We start from the raw sequence: 16,290 nt of genomic DNA, 5'->3' as shown, positions 1-16,290 counted from the left end.
CGCCCGTGTTACGTTAGTCGACCTTCGTCACGGTCCCGACGCCCTTGGACCGGCCCTCGCGGAAGACGAACCGCTGGCCCTCCTCGACGAAGTACGGCCGGAACTTGAACTCCACGCGGGTCGTACCGGTGTCGCCCGGCAGGAGCCGCCCCCCGTCAGGGTGGAAGACGGCCGCCTCGGAGATGGTTTCGAGGTGGACCACGGGCTCGTAGCCCTCCTGAATCCGCGTCGGGTGGTTGAGAACCATCACGTCGGCCTCGAACTCGCGGACGGCGGTGGGCTCCGAGTCGGCCGGGAGGAGCACCATCCCGCGTTCGATTTCGGACTCGCGGACGCCCTTGAGGGCGATACCGACGATGCGGCCGGCGTTGGCCCGGTCGACCCGGTGGTAGTGCATCTCGATGGAGCGGACCTCGACCTCGCGGAACTCGCCGTCGGACATCGGCCCCAAGAGCAGTTTGTCGCCGGCCTCGACCGCCCCGGAGTTGACCGTGCCCGAGGCGACCGCGCCGACGCCCGTGACCGAGTAGGTGCGGTCGATGTACATTTTGAAGTCACCCTCCGCGGCGCTGCGCTTCGGGAGCGACTCGAACAACTGGTCGAGGTCGCCGAGGCCGTCCATCGTGACCGCGCTCGTCAGGAACAGCGGGACGACCGACTCGCTTATCTCTTCGACCGCGGCCTCGACGCCGTGGCGCTCGACGCTCAGGGGCGTCCGACCCACGTCGCGGAGGAGTCGCTCGACCTCGCGTTCCACCTCGGCGGCGCGCTCCTCGGAGACGGCGTCGACCTTCGTAATGGCGACGACCGTCGGTAGCTCCATCGCGAGCAGGATGCCGAGGTGTTCGCGGGTCGTCCGCGTCGGGCCGTCGTCGGCGGCGACGACGAGCAGGCCGTAGTCGAGACGCTGACCGACGAGGCCGCGAATCGTCGTCCGGAGCCACGGCTCGTGGCCGACGGTGTCGACGAACGAGACCAGCCGGTCGGCCTCCTGAACGATCTGCGCCCGGTCGGACTTCCGGTGGGGGTTTCGCATGTGGACCGGGCCGTCGTCCGAAAAGCCGTAGACGGCGTACGAGAGGTCCGCCGACAGTCCGCGTTCGACCTCGTGGGGTTGCACGTCGAGGAACGACCGCGTGCCGCCGTTGCCGTTGTCGGCCTGTCCGGTCACGAGCGAGCCGACGAGGGTGGACTTCCCGTGGTCGACGTGGCCCGCGGTGCCGACGACGATGTGGTCGTCGTCCACGTCGAGCATCGCCCCCTCGCGGATGGTCGCGACGCCGACGAGGCCGCGCTCGGCCGAATCGCCGACGCCCCACGTCTCCACGTCTTCGATGTGCGCGCCGGCCTCCTCGGCTAGAAGCGACAGCACGTCCATGGTCTCGGAGAAGTCGTCCGGCGGGATGCCGGCGATGCCGCCGTCGTCGGTGACGCCGACCACGTAGGTCGCCACGCCGTCGCCGGAGAGCACTCGGTGTCGGAGCTGAGCCGCGAGCGACTCCATCCGGCCGTCGGACAGGTGAACGGCGCGGGTGAGGCGTTCTTTGAACTCGACGTTGCCGCCTTCTTCCTCACCGCGCTCGAGGGCCTCATCCAAGAGGGCCCGATCCGCGCTCATGGAAGCGGGTAGGAAACCGACCGTGAAAACGCTTTCCGCGATAGCCATTACCATGAGAACGTACCGCAATCGAGACGGAACCGACGCGGGGGCGCTCGTCGGGGCTCGTGGCGGTCGAATGCGGGTGAAAAGGAAACCGTGTTACTCGGTCAGGCGCTCGTAGGCGCGGTTGACGCGCTTGAAGGCCTCTTCGTCGCCGGTCTTCGAGTCGGGGTGGGTCTCTTTGACTCGCTTCCGGTAGGCCGCCTTCACCTCGTCCTCGGAGGCGTCGTCGTCGTCGAGGCCGAGCGTTTCGAGGGCTTTCTGCCGACTCATACCGCGCCGCGGCGGGCGGACTCGCGTCCCGCTTCCGTCGCGGGCGCGCCGTCTCCGCCGACCGCCGTCGAACCCGCCGTCGGGACCGACGTTAGGGCCGAATCGCCCGGCTCGCGGTCCCTCTTGGGGGTCGCCGCGGGGACCCGCGCCGAAGCCGCCGGTCTGTCGGCGGTCGCCCCGCCGTCGCTCCGACCGGAAGCCGAACCCGCCGCGCCCGGCGTCGGCGCGGACGCGCGTCCGGCGGAACCGCTCTTCGAGGCGGCCGCTGACGTGGGCGTACATGAAGTACGTCGTCGCGCCGAAGGGGATGGCGACGAACAGCAACAGGAGCTGTTGGTAGGCGAACGCCAACACGACGAGGAGCATGGTGATTCCCGCGAACACCGCCGCGAGCCCCATGACGAGTCGGTCTCGGTCCACGGCCGCAGTTAGGGGCGCACGGTGGTAAACGTCTCGCCGGGGAGTCACCTGCCGACGAGTCACCTGCCGAAAATCGAGCGCCCGCGCCGACTCAACGGTACTGGTTCAGCCGCTTTTTGAGGCGCTTTGCCGCCTGTCCGGCGGCCTTGTCGAAGTCCTCGCCGTCGTCCTCGCCGGCGAAGATGATGCCGCGCGAGGAGTTCACGAGGCCGACGCCGTCGGCGAGACCGAACTCGACGGCGGCCTCGGCGTCGCCGCCCTGCGCCCCCACGCCGGGGACGAGGAAGGGCAGGTCGGGCACCTGTTCGCGGAGGTGTTCCAGTTCGTCGGGACCGGTCGCGCCGACGACGAGGCCGACGTTCCCGTGTTCGTTCCAGAGGTCGCAGAGCGCCGCGACGCGCTCGTAGAGGGGTTCTCCCGAATCGAGTTCGAGCGACTGGAGGTCGGAGCCGCCGGGGTTCGAGGTGCGGCAGAGGACGAACACGCCCTTGTCCTCGCGGGCGAGGAACGGCTGGATGGAGTCGCGGCCCATGTAGGGGTTGACCGTGATGGCGTCGGCGTCGTCGAGCAGGTCGGCGTACTTGCGGGTCGTGTTGCCGATGTCGGCGCGCTTGGCGTCGAGGAGTACCGGCACGCCCTTGCCGTGGGCGTAGGCGATGGTCTCGCGCAGGGAGCGCCAGCCGTCTTCGTCCTCGTAGAACGCCGCGTTCGGCTTGAACGCCGCGGCGTGCTCGTGGGTCGCGTCGATGATGCGGCGGTTGAACGCCCACCGCGGGAGGTCCTTGTCGAAGAGGTGGTCGGGGATACGGTCGATGTCGGCGTCGAGGCCGACCGAGACGACGCTGTCTGTCGCCTCGATGCGGTCGCGGAGGTCGTCGAAGAAGCCCATTGCCCGCGAGTGCGACGACCGAAAGTAAGGGGTTTTCCCTTCGGCGCGGCTGGCGGGGCGCCCAGCTCACCCGGTCCGGAAGGAGAAGTCCGAACTCGGCGCGCTGTGGGTGAGCCAGCCCATCGACACCACGTCGACGCCGGTGTCGGCGTAGGCGGGGAGCGTCTCCGGCGTGATGCCGCCGCTGGCCTCGGCGATGACGCCCTCGGGGAGCCGGGAGACGCCCTCGCGGACCGCCTCGGGCGGGAGATTGTCGAACAGGACGATGTCGGCTCCGGCGGCCGCGGCGCGCTCGCCCATCTCGGGCGTCTCGACTTCGACTTCGAGCTTCGTGGCGAACGACTTGCGCTCGGCGAAGCGGTTGACCGCCTCCTCCAAGCCGAGTTCGGCGACGTGGTTGTCCTTGACCATCACCATCCCCGAGAGCGTGAGGCGGTGGGTGTCGCCGCCGCCGGCGACGACGGCGCGCTTTTCGACGCCGCGGAGGCCGGGCGTGGTCTTGCGGGTCGCCGCCACTCGAACCGAGTTGGAAACCTCGCGGGCGGCGTCGACTGCCTCGCGAGTCGTGGTCGCGACCCCGGAGGCGTGGCCGACGACGTTGGCGGCGACGCGCTCGCCGCGGAGGACGCTCTGGGCGTCGCCTTCGACCCGGAGAACCTCGTCACCCGCTTCGACCGCGTCGCCGACTTCGACCGCTCGCTCGGCCTCGACGCCGAGGGAGTCGAAGACGGCGACGGCGGCGTCGAGACCGGCGGCGACCGCCGGCTCCTTCGCCACGAGTCGCCCGGTGGTGTCGCCGGGCACGTCGTTCGTCACGTCGCGGTGGCCGACGTCCTCGGCCAGCCAGCGCTCGACGGTCTCAGTCGTCAGCACTCGGGGTCACCCCCTGACCCGCGTCGTCACTTTCCTCGCTTCCGTCCGGGTCGACCAGCGAGTGACAGCCGGCCGACGGCGCGTCGGCGGCCGCGCGGGCGACGAGGAGCGACGAGACGCAGGCGTTCCGGAGTTCGTAGATGGACCGCGAGACGCGGGTGCGGGCGTAGGCGTCGACCTCGCCCTTCAGGCGGCGGAGCCGAGCCCGCGCGGTCCCGAGCCCATCGGGGGTGCGCTCGATGCCGACGAACCCGTCCATCGTTCGCCCGAGGCGGTCGAACTTCGTGTCGGCGAAGGCGTCGGGCAGCGCCGGGTCGGAGTCGCGCGGCGACGCGTACTCGACGGCCTCGGCTTCGCCGCGGCCCCGCTCGGCCGCGGTCTCGCCGGCGCGGACGCCCCAGACGAGCCCTTCGAGCAGGCTGGTCGAGGCGAGTCGGTTCGCGCCGTGGACGCCGGTGCGGGCGCACTCGCCGGCGGCGAACAGGCGGGACAGCGAGGTCCTGCCGCGGTCGTCGACGGCGACGCCGCCGCAGAGGAAGTGCTCGCTCGGGGCGACGGGGATACCGGCGTCGAGGTCGACGCCGCGGTCGTCGCAGAGCGCCGCGAGGTCGGGGAACTCCTCGCGGAAGTCGAGGTCGGACACGTCGAGGACGACGCGGCCGGTTCGGTCGCGGGCGCGAGAGACGGCGCGGGCGACCACGTCTCGGGGGGCGAGTTCGGCGTCTTCGTGCACGTCAGGCATGAATCGGCGGCCGTCGGCGTCGCGCAGGGCCGCGCCCTCGCCGCGAACGGCTTCGCTGACGAGGAACGGTTGCGCGTCGTCGGCCTGGGGGTCAGTCCGGGGGTCGTACGCCGTCGGGTGGAACTGGACGTACTGCATGTCCGAGACGGTCGCGCCGGCGAGGGCGGCCATCGCCACGCCGTCGCCGGTCGCGCCCGCGGGGTTGGTCGACCGGGCGTAACAGTCGCCGATGCCGCCGGTGGCGAGGACGGTCGCTCCGGCGAACACAGGTTCGACCTCGCCGTCGGCGAGGACGGTCGCGCCGCGGACGGTTCCCTCCTCGGTCAGGAGGTCGAGCGCCGTCGCGTCGTCGACGATGCGCACGCCGTCGCGGGCCGAGAGGTGCTGGAGAAACGGCCGGAGGACGTGTGCGCCGGTGCTGGCGTCGACGTGGAGGATGCGGCGGCTGGAGTGGCCCGCCTCGCGGGCGAGGTCGAAGTCGGCGGCGCCGGTGCCGTCGGTGCCGCCGCCCACCGCGTCGAACTCGACTTCGAGCGTGCCCAAGAGCACGTCCTCGACGACGGCTCGGGACTCGGAGACGAGCGTCTCGACCGCCTCGGGGTCGGCGGTGCCGTCGCTCGCCCGGCGGATGTCGGCGGCGAACTCCTCGGGCGCGGACTGGGTGACGGCGATGCCGCCCTGCGCCCAGTCGGACGCGGCGTCCTCGGGCTCGGTCGCCTTCGTGACGACCAGCACGTCGGCCCCCTCGCGGGCGGCGGCGAGGGCGGCGGCACAGCCGGCGATACCGGAGCCGACGACGAGCACGTCGGCCTTCATAGTTCGAGCATGCGGTCGAGCGCGACCGCGGCGAGTTCCTTCTCCTCGGGCGCGACCTCGACGACGTTGGGTTCGTGGCCCGCGGCGAGTTCTTCGAGCACCCACGTCAGGTAGTTGGGGTCGACCTGCCGCATGGCGTTGCAGTCCATGCAGGCGTCGCCGCAGAGCGGCCGCACGTCGACCTCGGGGTGCCAGCGCGCGAGGTGTCGCGCGAGGTGGACTTCGGTGCCGATGGCCCACGTCTCGCCGGGGGCGGCGTTCTCGATGACGTCGCAGATGTGGCTCGTCGAACCGACCTCGTCGGCGGCCGCGACGACGCTCGGGCGGCACTCGGGGTGGGCGACGACCTTCGCGCCGTCGGCCTGCGCCTCCTCGACGTGGTCGACCCGGAAGCGCTCGTGGACCTGACAGTAGCCGTCCCAGAGGATGACCTCGGCGTCGCCGAGGTCGGGAACCTCGGGTTCGACCTCGCCGGCGGCACCCATCGACTCGGCCACGTCGCCGGCCCACGGGTCCCACTCGACGACTTCGTCGATGCCGAGTTCGTCGGCCGTGTTGCGCCCGAGGTGCTTGTCGGGCAGGAACAGCACGGCGTCGCCGCGCTCGAAGGCCCATTCGAAGGCGTCGGTGGCGTTCGAGGAGGTGCAGATGAGCCCGCCGTGGGAGGCGCAGAACGCCTTCAGGTCTGCGTAGGAGTTCATGTACGTCACGGGGACGATGTCCTTGCCGCCGGACTCCTCGACGAGCGTCTCCCACGCGGAGTCGACCTGCACGGCCTCGGCCATCCCGGCCATCGGACACGACGCCTCCATCGACGGGAGAATCACCGTCTGGTCGTCGTCGGTGATGATGTCCGCGCTCTCGGCCATGAACGTCACGCCGGCGAAGACGACGTACTCGGCATCGGACTCGGCGGCGCGCTTCGAGAGCTCGTAGGAGTCGCCGATGAAGTCCGCGTGCTCGACGATTTCGCGTCGCTGGTAGTTGTGTCCGAGCACGATAACCCGGTCGCCGAGCTCCTCGCGGGCGGCGGCGATTCGCCGGGAGCGGGCGGCCTCGTCGAGGTCGCGGTGGCTCTCCGGAAGCTGTTCGAGCGTGTCGTATTTGAACAGGCTGAGCTCCGACTCGAACCCGACCGACTGTAATTCAACCACGATTGGTCACCACGGTAGAAGTCCAATCATCGGCCCTTATTGAAAAATATTTTTCTTCAATACTCGCAACCCACCAGTAAAGATTCTCTTCAGTCCCGATTGGTCGGTGGTACTTCAGTCTGATTGGGTTCAGAACCCTCGAACGTCGTCTACTCGGTTGAAGAATAATTTTCTTCGAATGTACTCCTCCGTCGATGGCGATTTCTCGTTCAGTCGCGTTCGAAGACGACGCGACCGTCCACGACGGTCATCGAGACCGCGACGTCGCGAATCGAGTCGGTTTCCCACGGCGACTCGTCGAGGACGACGAGGTCCGCGGCGGTGCCTGCCGCGACGGTTCCCAGTCGGTCCTCGTCGAAGCCGGCGTAGGCCGCGCCGGACGTGTACGCCCGGAGCGCCTCGGTGACGGTGAGCGACTGGTCGGGGTTCGGGTGGTCGGTGGCGAGGTCGACGCCGAGAAGCGGCCCGAGCGGCATGCAGTCGCTCCCGAACGCGAGGTCGACCCCGGCGTCGAGCAGGTCGCGGTAGCGGTTGGTTCGCAGGCGTCGCTCGCCGAGGCGGGCGTCGTAGAGGCCGCCCTCGTCGGCCCACTTCAGAAAGTTCGGCTGGACCGAGGCGACGACGCCAAGTTCGGCGAACCGCTCGATGGCCTCGTCGGAGGCGAGTTCGAGGTGTTCGACCCGGTGGCGGGCCGAGCCGGGGTCGTCGGTCTCCTCGTACGCCGCGAGAACCGCGTCGATGGCCGCGTCGCCGATGGCGTGCGCGGTGAGCTGGTAGCTCGACTCGTCCGCGTCGGCGACGAGTTCGCGGAGTTCTTCGGGGTCGACGACCCACTGGCCCGTCTCGTCGTCGGCCGCGGCGGGGTCACCCGCGGCGTCGGCGTACGGTTCGGTGAGCTTCGCGGTCCGGCCGCCGAAGCTCCCGTCGGTGAACGTCTTTATCGCGCCGACGGTGACGAGGTCGCGGTGGCTTCCGCCTCCGTGGTTCGTCCGCAGGCCGACCTCGCGGAGCGCGTCGAGGTGGTCCGACCAGTAGTTGATTCGGACGCGGAGGTCCAGTTCGCCGGCTTCGTCGAGGTCACGGTAGACCTCGGGAGCGCGGGAGCCACGGACCATGTCGTGGACGCCGGTGACCCCGCGGGCGGTCGCGTACGACTGCGCGGCGCGGACGAGCGCCGCCATCTCCTCGCGGCCCGGTTCGGTCGCCTCGCGGAGCACGTCGACCGCGCCCTCGACGACGACGCCCGTCGGCTCGCCGGCGGCGTCGCCGTCGCCGACACCCTCGGAAACAGCGTCTCGGCCGGCGGTCTGCACGCCCGCGTCGGGCATCTCGTCGGCGTAGCGGTCGAGGACGACCGAGTTGACGCCGGCGGTGTGGAGGTCCTCGCGGAAGGCGACCACGGGAAGCGACTCGGAGACGGCGTCGAGGTCGTCGCGGGTGAGATACCTGGATTCGTCCCACGTGCTCTCGTCGTAGCCGTAGCCGAGCACCCAGTCGGTCTCGTCGCCGGTCCCGCCGCCGCTGGCCCCATCACCGCCGGCTCCGCCGTCGTCGGCTTCGACTTCGGCGGCTCGCTCGCGGAGCAGTTCGACCGCCTCCGCCGCGGAGTCGGCGGTGGAGAGGTCGGCGTGGACGAGCGACCGGCCGACCATCGGGAGGTGCGTGTGGGCGTCGATGAAGCCGGGGAGGACGACTCGTCCCTCGCAGTCGACGACCCGCGTCTCGACGCCGACGAGCAGTTCCACGTCGAACGCGCGGCCGACGCGGACGACCTCGCCGTCGCGGACGGCGACGGCTTCGTGGGTTTCGTCGGGCGACCCGAGCGTGTGTACCTCCGCGTTCGTCAGTACGAGGTCCGCTGCCGCGGTCATACGTTCGACCCCGACGCGGGAGGGCAAAACGGTTCGGGAGGCGGCCGGACAGCGACCGTTGAAAGAACCGGAACGCGTTAGGGCCGGCGCGGAAAACGTCGGAGCATGACAGACGCCGCGTCCCTCGCCGACCGCGTTCGGGAGGGCGAACTCCGCCTCCACGAACTCGAAGCGCACGCCGACGCCGACACCGCCGCCGAGGCGCGCCGGTTGCTCGTCGAATCGCAGTCCGGCGCGTCGCTCGACGCGGTCGGGAACTACGGCTTCCCCGCCGAAGCCGCCGAGTCGGCCATCGAGAACATGGTCGGCGCGATTCAGGTGCCGATGGGCGTCGCCGGCCCCGTTTCGGTCGACGGCGGCTCCGTCTCCGGCGAGAAGTACCTCCCGCTCGCGACCACCGAGGGCGCGCTCCTCGCGTCGGTCAACCGCGGCTGTTCGGTCATCAACAGCGCCGGCGGCGCGACCGCTCGCGTCCTCAAGTCCGGGATGACCCGCGCGCCGGTGTTCCGCGTCGCCGACGTGGCCGAGGCCGAGGCGCTCGTCTCGTGGACCCGCGACAACTTCGCGGCGCTGAAGGAAGCCGCCGAGGAGACGACGAACCACGGCGAACTCCTCGACGTGACGCCGTACGTCGTCGGCAACTCGGTCTACCTGCGGTTCCGCTACGACACCAAGGACGCGATGGGAATGAACATGGCCACCATCGCCACCGAGGCCGCCTGCGGCGTCGTCGAAGAAGAGACGACCGCCTCACTCGTCGCCCTCTCGGGCAACCTCTGTACCGACAAGAAGCCCGCCGCAATCAACGCCGTCGAGGGGCGCGGCCGGAGCGTCACCGCCGACGTGCGCATCCCGCGCGAAGTCGTCGAAGCGCGCCTGCACACCACGCCCGAGGCGGTCGCGGAACTCAACACCCGCAAGAATCTCGTCGGCTCCGCGAAGGCCGCGAGCCTCGGCTTCAACGCCCACGTCGCCAACGTCGTCGCCGCGATGTTCCTCGCCACCGGACAGGACGAGGCGCAGGTCGTCGAGGGCGCGAACGCCATCACGACCGCCGAGGTGCAGGACGGCGACCTCTACGTCTCGGTCTCTATCGCCTCCCTCGAAGTCGGCACCGTCGGCGGCGGCACGAAGCTCCCGACGCAGTCCGAGGGCCTCGATATCCTCGGCGTCAGCGGCGGCGGCGACCCCGCCGGCTCCAACGCCGACGCCCTCGCCGAATGCATCGCCGTCGGCTCCCTCGCGGGCGAACTCTCGCTCCTCTCCGCGCTCGCCTCGCGGCACCTCTCCAGCGCCCACGCCGAACTCGGCCGGTAATCCGAACCCGGTTTCAGTTTCACCGCTGTCGGAGACGACTAAACAGCCGTTATTCGCTTCCCACAGACCTGTATCGACGGATTCAGTCATCGACGTCCACTTTCACTTTCACCCCGCACCCGTGGCTCGCGTTTATTCCGTTTCCGCGGAAACGATGAAAACGCGTCCGTCGGGCAGCACCCGCGGGCGTGTCCACAACCCATCCCCTCCCATGCCACTCTCTACACGCAGTACCGACCCCGAATCGCCCGACGACTACGACGACGCGCGGCGGTTGGCGCTCGCGCTCAGGCTGGTGAAGTTGGCCCTCGGCGTCGTCGCCTCCGCGCTGACCGTGGCGAAGTTGCTCGGCGCGCTCTGAGGTGCCCGCGCTCGCGGCCCCTTTGTACCGGTCGCCCGCCGCGACGCTCAGACCAGTCGGTGTCGGCCCCGCGACTCCGACACCTCGCCGCGCCGCCGGAGTTTGTCGAGCAGGTCGCGGGCGCGGTCGTCCGGGACGCCGCGTTCGACCGCAGTCGCGACGATTTCCTCCTCGGTCGGCCGGTCGCCATCCCGAACCGCCTCGCGGACGACCGTCAGGCGGTCGGGCGACGCCGCCGACGAGTTCCGACCGCGAGAGGCGGCCTCGCCCGCCTCGAACACCTCGTCGGCGTCGAGTCCCGAGCCTTCGAGGTACTCGCGGTCGTCGACGCCCGACTCCTCGACCCGCCGGTCGAGCTCCGAGACGTGTTCGACCTGCGCGAACGCCTCGCTGTCGCCGTGTTTCTTCGCCAAGAGCGCCGACCGCGCCTGCCGCGCGGCGTCCCGGTCATCGGACTCGAAGAACCGCCGGAGCTTTTTCGTCTGGTGTCGCCTGCCGCACCGCGGACACGTCGCCGTCTTCGACCCGTCGGGGTCCGAAAGGAGCCACATGTTCGCGCAGTCCGTACACCCCACGACCGCGTACATACGCCGATGTTCCGCGGCGTCGGATTTGAACGTTCGGGAGCGGAAGCGACCGTGGACCCCTCGCGGGTGACGACCCCCGCGGCGCCTCCCCGGCGGATTTATCCCCGTTCCCTGTGGCTTGCCACCATGGACCGAGTTTCACTCGACGACGCGCCGTCCGCCGAGGCGGCCGACGGCGTCTCCCTCTCGCTCCTCGCGGGCGGGGAGAAGATGAACGTCCAGCACTTCCGCATCGAACCCGGCGCGGCCGTCCCGGTTCACGACCACCCACACGAGCAGGTCGGCTACATCGTCGCCGGCGAACTGACGTTCCTCGTCGGCGACGACGGCGAGGAACTCGTCGTCGGTCCCGGCGACGCCTACTCGCTCGCAGGCGGCGAACTCCACGGCGCGGAGAACCGCGGCGACGAGACCGTCGTCGGCATCGACGTGTTTTCGCCGCCGCGGGACAACCCGCCGTGGCTGGACTGACGCCGAGCGCGACCCCCCGTTAGAATCTCCCTGACGGGCCGTCGGGGTGGGGTCTCTCGAACGAGTCCCGGAACGTTTCGTTCGAAACACATGAGGAGAAAGCATTTATCAGTCCGGTGTCACCATCCGATAGACGGTAGTCCCTAACTATGCCCTTCCCCCGCGTACTTCCTCTATGGATAGCGCCCGGCGCGCCGAACACCCCGGATACCCCGCCGAGCAGCGGGCGACCATGAGTCACTCGAAGCTCGCACGCGAGCCGTGGCTGTGGGTGTTCGTCGGCGTCTGGGCGGCGGTCGTCAGCGCGCTCCACTTCGGCGGGCTCGCCTACGACATCTACACGAGAATCTGGTGGTGGGACGTGCTCACCCACTCGCTTTCGGGCTTCGGCGTCGCGGGCGTGTTGTTCCTCGTGTTCCCGCGGACCTTCCGGGGCGATCGCGCCCCGGTGGTTGTCGCCGGCGTCATCCTCGCCATCGGCGCGGGCTTCGAGGTGTACGAGTACCTGTTCAAGGACTTCTGGTGGGGCTGGTCGATGGCCTACTACCTCGAGGACACCGCGATTGACCTCGTGGTCGACGTGGTCGGCGGCCTCGGCTTTTTCGTCCTCGTCGAGGGCGTCCTCAGGTCGCGGGCGCGGGCAGATTCCCCCCGCGGCGACTCGCCGCGCAGCGCCGGTCACCTCCGCTCCGACGGCGGCGAGAAGGCGGACGACGACTCCCCGTCGAACCGCTGACTCCGGACGCGATGCTCCCGTCGAGGTGGTTAATTTAACCCCAAACGTGTTGCTCCGTCGGGAAAACGTACATATTGATGATGTCCTATCTCTCGTCTATGCCTCCGCTCGCAGAAGACCCGGCACCGAACCTCCACACCGTACTCGGCGCGACCCGCGCACCCCCTCGCGCATGCTGAGGCGCACCTGGGACGAGATGGTGCTGGCGGGGTGGGAAGAACGCCCCCGAGAGATGGCCGCCGTCGCGGTGTTCGGAGGCGCCGTCACCGCGACGCACTTCACGAGCATGGCGCTGTTTCTCTACACCCGCATCTGGTGGTGGGACATCCTCGTCCACGCCGCCTCCGGGTTCGGCGTCGCGGCGGTCCTCTACGTCCTCAACCCCCGCCTGCTCCACTCGCGGGTCGCGCTCCTCGTCGTCCTCCCGATGGCGGTCGCCGCCATCGGCACGTGGTTCGAGGTGTACGAGCGTCTGTTCACCGGCTTCTGGGTCGAGTGGCCCCGCTCTGTCTACTTGGAGGACACGGGCGTCGACATCGTCGCCGACACCGCCGGCGCGGTCGTCTTCGGGTTCGTCCGCCCCCTGTGGAACCGGATTCAGCGCTGGCGGGACCCGAATCGACTGTAGTCGGCGCGAAAGAACTGCGGCGTCGATGCCGCGAGAGAGAAGTGGTGTGTTCGCTTACGCGAGTTCCTGAATATTCTCGACGACCTTGTCGGCGTACTCGCTCGTGGCGAGCTTGTTGCCGCCCTCGATCTGGCGTTCGAGGTCGTAGGTGACGTCGCCGTCCGAGATGGTCTTCTCGACGGCGTCGCGGATGAGCTTGCCGGCGTCCTTCCAGCCCATGTACTCGAACATGAGGCGGCCGGAGAGAATCATCGCGGTCGGGTTGACCTTGTCCTGGCCGGCGTACTTGGGCGCGGAGCCGTGGACGGGCTCTGCGAGGCAGAGACCCTCGCCGAAGTTCGCGCCGGGGGCGATGCCGAGACCACCGATCTGCGCGCCGGCGGCGTCGGACATGTAGTCGCCGTTGAGGTTCATCGTGGCGATGACGTCGTAGTCGGCGGTGCGGGTGAGAAGCTGCTGGAGCATGTTGTCGGCGATGCGGTCCTTGACGACGACCTTGTCCTCGGGACGCTCGCCGTCGTACTCTTCCCACAGTTCGTCTTCGGTGATGGTGACGTCGCCGAACTCCTCTTCTGCGAGTTCGTAGCCCCAGTCACGGAAGGCACCCTCGGTGAACTTCATGATGTTGCCCTTGTGGACGAGCGTGACCGACGGGCGGTCGTTTTCGAGGGCGTACTCGATAGCCTCGCGGACGAGGCGCTTCGTCCCGAACTCGGTGATGGGCTTGATGCCGATGCCGACGGGACCGTCGTGGATGACGCCGTCCGCGCCCATTTCTTCTTCGACGAACTCCTTGACCTTCTGGACCTCGTCGGTGCCGGCTTCCCACTCGATGCCGGCGTACACGTCTTCGGTGTTCTCGCGGAACGTGACCATGTCCATCGCCGAGGGGTTCTTCACGGGCGACGGGACGCCGTCGAGGTGGTAGGTCGGGCGGACGTTCGCGTAGAGGTCGAGCTTCTTGCGGAGCGCGACGTTGAGCGAGCGGAAGCCGGCACCGACGGGTGTCGTGAGCGGGCCCTTGATTGCGACGCGGTGGTTGCGGATGGCGCTTACCGTGTCCTCCGGGAGGTTCTCGTCGTACTTGTCGCGGGCGGACGAACCGGCGTAGACGCGCATCCAAGAGACAGAGCGGCCGGTCGCCTCGGCGGCGGCGTCGAGGACCTTCTGTGCGGCGGGGCCGACGTCCGTTCCGATTCCGTCGCCGTGGATGATCGGAATAATCGGGTTGTCGGGGACGGAGAGCTCGCCCGTCTCCTCGTCGACCGTGATTTTCTCGCCGTCGTCCGGAACCTCAATCTGGTCGTAGCTCATGAACAATTTGGGTTTTCCAGTGCGGTGTAAAAGTCCTGCCGTTATCGACGGCGAAGTGCAAGTATCGCTCTATTCGTCGGTCGATACGTTTAGGACCGCGCTCCGAAGACACCCTCGTATGCGAATTATCCTCCACGGCGGTGCCGGCGGCATCCCCGGCGAACCGGAACCCAGACAGGCCGTCCTGGACGACGCGGCCGACGCGGGCGCGAGCGAACCCGACCCGCTTTCGGCGGTCGAGACCGCAGTCCGCGTCCTCGAATCGGACCACCGGTTCAACGCGGGCGTCGGCGGCGCGGTCCAGTCCGACGGCGTCGTCCGCACCGACGCGGGCGTCATGCTGAGCGACCGACGCGCCGGCGCGGCCTCCGGCATGGAGGGCGTCGAACACGCCGTCTCCGTCGCGCGCGCTGTCCTCGAAGACACCCCGCACGTCCTCCTAACGGGCGAGCCGGCGGTCGACTTCGCCGCCGACGCGGGCGTCGAGACCGGCGTCGACCTCTTCACCGACGAGACCCGCGAGCGCTGGGCGAACGCGGACGCGCCCGAGGGCTCGCCCAGCGAACACCTCGCGTGGCTGGCCGACCGATTCGGCGGTAGCACGAGCGACCCGACGGCCGAGGCGGGCGACGGTTATCTGCCGGCGCACGACAGTTCCGAGGAGACCTCGGCAGGCAGTGGCCGCTCGGCTCACGACGTTCGCCTGCCCGGCCACGACAATTCTGAGGGAACCTCAGCAAGCAGTGACCGCTCGGCTCACGATGTTCGCCTTCCCGGTCACGACACGGTCGGGGCGGTCGCCACCGACGGCGAGACGTTCGCCTCCGCGACCTCGACCGGCGGCCGCTGGTTCGCCCTCGCCGGCCGCGTCGGCGACGTACCCCAAATCGGCTCGGGCTTCTACGCCTCCCCCGCTGGCGGCGCGTCGACCACGGGAGCGGGAGAAGACATCGCGCGCGTGACGCTCGCTCGCAGGGCGGTCGGCCACCTCGAACGCGGCTGCGACGCCCAGACCGCGGCCGACCTCGCCATCGAGGAGTTCGGCGAACTCACCGGGTCGTCGGCGGGGATCATCCTCCTCGACGACGAGGGCTTCGGCTCGGCGTACAACTCCGACGGGATGCAGACCAGCACCGCGTCGAAGTAGTCTCAATCGAGCGTCTGCGACCGCTCGCCCAGCCGCGCCGGCGGTCGCCGCCACGGTTTACTCGGTTCGGTCCTTGCAGTTCCCCATGAGCGATTGGACCGCGGCCGACGCCCCCGACCTCTCGGGGAAGACCGTCATCGTCACCGGCGCGAACAGCGGCCTCGGCTTCGAAGCGACGCGCGCGTTCGCCGAGAAGGGCGCGCACGTCGTCATGGCCTGCCGGAGCCTCGACCGCGGCGAGGACGCGATGGCCGACATCCGCGACTCGGTGCCGGCGGCCTCGCTGACCCTCTCGGAACTCGACCTCGCCGACCTCGATTCGGTTCGGCGGTTCGCCGACGAGTTCGCCGCCGAACACGGGGCGTTACACGCCCTCTGCAACAACGCCGGCGTGATGGCGATTCCCCGGCGGGAGACCGCACAGGGCTTCGAGACGCAGTTCGGCGTGAACCACCTCGGTCACTTCGTCCTGAACGCCCGCCTGTTTCCGACGCTCCGCGACACGCCCGGCGAGACGCGACTCGTCGCGATGTCGAGCGGCCTCCACGAGCGCGGCCGGATGGACTTCGACGACCTGCAGGGCGAACGCGACTACGACGAGTGGGACGCCTACGCCCAGAGCAAGCTCGCGAACCTGCTTTTCGCGTTCGAACTCGACCGCCGGCTGACCGCCGCGGGCATCGACGACGTGCTGAGCGTGGGCGCACATCCCGGCTACGCCGACACGAACCTCCAGTTCCGCGGCCCCGAGGCGTCCGGGTCGACACTCCGGTACTGGATGAGCAAACTCGGCAACGCGATATTCGCCCAGTCGGCCGAGATGGGCGCGCTCCCGCTTCTGTACGCCGCCACGTCGCCGGCCGTCGAAAGCGGGGAGTACGTCGGCCCGCAGGGGCTGTTCGGCATGCGCGGCAACCCCGGCATCGCGGAGCCGAGCGACCGCGCCAGAGACCCGGAGACTGCCGCACGGCTCTGGGAGGTCTCGGCGGAACTCACCGACACGCGGTTCCGACTGGCCTGAACCGCGCCGG

16 protein-coding genes are annotated in these 16,290 nt (G+C 69.5%); 7 read left to right on the top strand and 9 right to left on the bottom strand.

Annotation, left to right across the window (positions count from 1 at the left end):
* Nucleotides 1-13: 13 nt before the first annotated feature.
* From C5B91_RS12335 to C5B91_RS12305, 7 genes are all read right to left on the bottom strand, one after another.
* Complete coding sequence (locus C5B91_RS12335; RefSeq protein WP_008095267.1) at nt 14-1,618, bottom strand: GTPBP1 family GTP-binding protein; 1,605 nt, start codon at nt 1,616-1,618, stop codon at nt 14-16.
* Between the two features lie 141 nt (nt 1,619-1,759).
* Complete coding sequence (locus C5B91_RS12330; protein ID WP_008095266.1) at nt 1,760-2,353, bottom strand: J domain-containing protein; 594 nt, start codon at nt 2,351-2,353, stop codon at nt 1,760-1,762.
* 91 nt (nt 2,354-2,444) lie between these two features.
* Nucleotides 2,445-3,242: an orotidine-5'-phosphate decarboxylase gene (gene pyrF, locus C5B91_RS12325; RefSeq protein ID WP_115819395.1), complete on the bottom strand. Its 798-nt coding sequence runs from the start codon at nt 3,240-3,242 to the stop codon at nt 2,445-2,447.
* 66 nt (nt 3,243-3,308) lie between these two features.
* Nucleotides 3,309-4,115, bottom strand: coding sequence for a carboxylating nicotinate-nucleotide diphosphorylase (gene nadC / locus C5B91_RS12320; RefSeq protein ID WP_008095264.1), 807 nt, complete (start codon nt 4,113-4,115; stop codon nt 3,309-3,311).
* Nucleotides 4,102-5,673, bottom strand: coding sequence for an L-aspartate oxidase (locus C5B91_RS12315; protein WP_115819394.1), 1,572 nt, complete (start codon nt 5,671-5,673; stop codon nt 4,102-4,104). Before C5B91_RS12315 ends, nadC begins: the two co-directional genes overlap by 14 nt.
* Nucleotides 5,670-6,827 carry a quinolinate synthase NadA gene (gene nadA / locus C5B91_RS12310; protein ID WP_008095260.1) on the bottom strand — a complete coding sequence of 386 codons (1,158 nt, stop codon included), beginning with the start codon at nt 6,825-6,827 and terminating at the stop codon, nt 5,670-5,672. Before nadA ends, C5B91_RS12315 begins: the two co-directional genes overlap by 4 nt.
* A 209-nt stretch (nt 6,828-7,036) precedes the next feature.
* Nucleotides 7,037-8,698: an amidohydrolase gene (locus C5B91_RS12305; protein ID WP_115819393.1), complete on the bottom strand. Its 1,662-nt coding sequence runs from the start codon at nt 8,696-8,698 to the stop codon at nt 7,037-7,039.
* 105 nt (nt 8,699-8,803) lie between these two features.
* Between C5B91_RS12305 and hmgA the strand changes: the two genes are divergently transcribed.
* On the top strand, nt 8,804-10,015 hold the full coding sequence (gene hmgA, locus C5B91_RS12300) for a hydroxymethylglutaryl-CoA reductase (NADPH) (protein WP_008095255.1): 1,212 nt from the start codon (nt 8,804-8,806) through the stop codon (nt 10,013-10,015).
* 211 nt (nt 10,016-10,226) lie between these two features.
* Nucleotides 10,227-10,376, top strand: a complete 150-nt coding sequence (locus C5B91_RS22100; RefSeq protein ID WP_156037882.1) for a hypothetical protein — start codon at nt 10,227-10,229, stop codon at nt 10,374-10,376.
* Nucleotides 10,377-10,423: 47 nt separating this feature from the next.
* Here the strand turns inward: C5B91_RS22100 and C5B91_RS12295 are convergent, their stop codons facing one another.
* The gene (locus C5B91_RS12295) at nt 10,424-10,963 is read right to left on the bottom strand and encodes a DUF5817 domain-containing protein (RefSeq protein ID WP_008095253.1); all 540 of its coding nucleotides are present in this window, start codon (nt 10,961-10,963) and stop codon (nt 10,424-10,426) included.
* A 126-nt stretch (nt 10,964-11,089) separates the two neighbouring features.
* Here C5B91_RS12295 and C5B91_RS12290 point away from each other — a divergent pair, with 126 nt between their 5' ends.
* The 3 genes from C5B91_RS12290 to C5B91_RS12280 all read left to right on the top strand — a co-directional run bounded on the left by C5B91_RS12290 (nt 11,090) and on the right by C5B91_RS12280 (nt 12,798).
* Nucleotides 11,090-11,434: a cupin domain-containing protein gene (locus tag C5B91_RS12290; RefSeq protein ID WP_008095252.1), complete on the top strand. Its 345-nt coding sequence runs from the start codon at nt 11,090-11,092 to the stop codon at nt 11,432-11,434.
* 232 nt (nt 11,435-11,666) lie between these two features.
* Nucleotides 11,667-12,170 (top strand): hypothetical protein, encoded by a 504-nt coding sequence (locus C5B91_RS12285; RefSeq protein WP_008095249.1) that lies wholly within the window; start codon nt 11,667-11,669, stop codon nt 12,168-12,170.
* Between the two features lie 172 nt (nt 12,171-12,342).
* Nucleotides 12,343-12,798: a hypothetical protein gene (locus tag C5B91_RS12280; RefSeq protein ID WP_049913576.1), complete on the top strand. Its 456-nt coding sequence runs from the start codon at nt 12,343-12,345 to the stop codon at nt 12,796-12,798.
* A gap of 54 nt (nt 12,799-12,852) precedes the next feature.
* Here C5B91_RS12280 and icd read toward each other — a convergent pair whose 3' ends face one another.
* A complete protein-coding gene (icd, locus tag C5B91_RS12275; protein WP_008095245.1) occupies nt 12,853-14,112 on the bottom strand; it encodes an isocitrate dehydrogenase (NADP(+)) in 1,260 nt (419 codons plus the stop codon).
* A gap of 118 nt (nt 14,113-14,230) precedes the next feature.
* On the opposite strand from icd, the gene C5B91_RS12270 reads away from it, so the two are divergent.
* A complete protein-coding gene (locus tag C5B91_RS12270; protein ID WP_004042661.1) occupies nt 14,231-15,259 on the top strand; it encodes an isoaspartyl peptidase/L-asparaginase in 1,029 nt (342 codons plus the stop codon).
* 85 nt (nt 15,260-15,344) lie between these two features.
* Nucleotides 15,345-16,280 (top strand): oxidoreductase, encoded by a 936-nt coding sequence (locus C5B91_RS12265; protein WP_115819392.1) that lies wholly within the window; start codon nt 15,345-15,347, stop codon nt 16,278-16,280.
* Nucleotides 16,281-16,290: the final 10 nt, after the last annotated feature.

It is taken from the genome of Haloferax sp. Atlit-10N (genome assembly GCF_003586325.1).
Lineage (GTDB): Archaea > Halobacteriota > Halobacteria > Halobacteriales > Haloferacaceae > Haloferax > Haloferax prahovense.
The sequence above is the reverse complement of the archived record's forward strand: the minus strand, read 5'-3'. Positions and strand labels throughout refer to the sequence as shown.

Excerpts from the sequence above, each read along its gene's own strand:
- C5B91_RS12335 (WP_008095267.1), bottom strand. The coding sequence starts at position 1,618 with ATGAGCGCGGATCGGGCCCTCTTGGATGAGGCCCTCGAGCGCGGTGAG.
- pyrF (WP_115819395.1), bottom strand. The coding sequence starts at position 3,242 with ATGGGCTTCTTCGACGACCTCCGCGACCGCATCGAGGCGACAGACAGC.
- C5B91_RS12315 (WP_115819394.1), bottom strand. The coding sequence starts at position 5,673 with ATGAAGGCCGACGTGCTCGTCGTCGGCTCCGGTATCGCCGGCTGTGCC.
- C5B91_RS12305 (WP_115819393.1), bottom strand. The coding sequence starts at position 8,698 with ATGACCGCGGCAGCGGACCTCGTACTGACGAACGCGGAGGTACACACG.
- hmgA (WP_008095255.1), top strand. The coding sequence starts at position 8,804 with ATGACAGACGCCGCGTCCCTCGCCGACCGCGTTCGGGAGGGCGAACTC.
- C5B91_RS22100 (WP_156037882.1), top strand. The coding sequence starts at position 10,227 with ATGCCACTCTCTACACGCAGTACCGACCCCGAATCGCCCGACGACTAC.
- C5B91_RS12295 (WP_008095253.1), bottom strand. The coding sequence starts at position 10,963 with ATGTACGCGGTCGTGGGGTGTACGGACTGCGCGAACATGTGGCTCCTT.
- C5B91_RS12290 (WP_008095252.1), top strand. The coding sequence starts at position 11,090 with ATGGACCGAGTTTCACTCGACGACGCGCCGTCCGCCGAGGCGGCCGAC.
- C5B91_RS12285 (WP_008095249.1), top strand. The coding sequence starts at position 11,667 with ATGAGTCACTCGAAGCTCGCACGCGAGCCGTGGCTGTGGGTGTTCGTC.
- C5B91_RS12280 (WP_049913576.1), top strand. The coding sequence starts at position 12,343 with ATGCTGAGGCGCACCTGGGACGAGATGGTGCTGGCGGGGTGGGAAGAA.
- icd (WP_008095245.1), bottom strand. The coding sequence starts at position 14,112 with ATGAGCTACGACCAGATTGAGGTTCCGGACGACGGCGAGAAAATCACG.
- C5B91_RS12270 (WP_004042661.1), top strand. The coding sequence starts at position 14,231 with ATGCGAATTATCCTCCACGGCGGTGCCGGCGGCATCCCCGGCGAACCG.
- C5B91_RS12265 (WP_115819392.1), top strand. The coding sequence starts at position 15,345 with ATGAGCGATTGGACCGCGGCCGACGCCCCCGACCTCTCGGGGAAGACC.